This is a genomic window from Rouxiella silvae (assembly GCF_002093625.1).
Lineage (GTDB): Bacteria > Pseudomonadota > Gammaproteobacteria > Enterobacterales > Enterobacteriaceae > Rouxiella > Rouxiella silvae.
Map to the genome: position 1 here is coordinate 1 of NZ_MRWD01000126.1, position 412 is coordinate 412.

General features: G+C 47.3%; 1 tRNA gene. It reads right to left on the reverse strand.

Annotation, left to right across the window (positions count from 1 at the left end):
* Nucleotides 1–163: 163 nt before the first annotated feature.
* A tRNA-Glu gene (locus BS639_RS24620) sits at nt 164–239 on the reverse strand.
* Nucleotides 240–412 lie beyond the last annotated feature (173 nt).

The following is a 412-nucleotide window of genomic DNA, read 5'->3' on the forward strand; positions in this document are numbered from 1 at the left end:
CAGTACTTCTACGGAGAGTTATGTTCAGCTGTATCGTTTCAATTTTTCAGCTTGTTCCAGATTGTTAAAGAGCAATATCTTAAACACGACTCGTTAAAGTCATCTTTAAGATAATTTCTGACCTGCACGGTCAGAGTGATAACGACTTTCACGCGTTATCGGATGGCGTCCCCAAGGGGATTCGAACCCCTGTTACAGCCGTGAAAGGGCAGTGTCCTAGGCCTCTAGACGATGGGGACACGAAAATGCAGCACCGAATCCACAGACTCGGCACTTTTTCGTATCAGCGCAGGGTTTCCCCCACTGCATCAACAGGTGCTCTTGCTCATTTACATCTATCAGACAATCTGTGTGGACACTGCACAATGCGTATCTTTAGGTAAGGAGGTGATCCAACCGCAGGTTCCCCTAC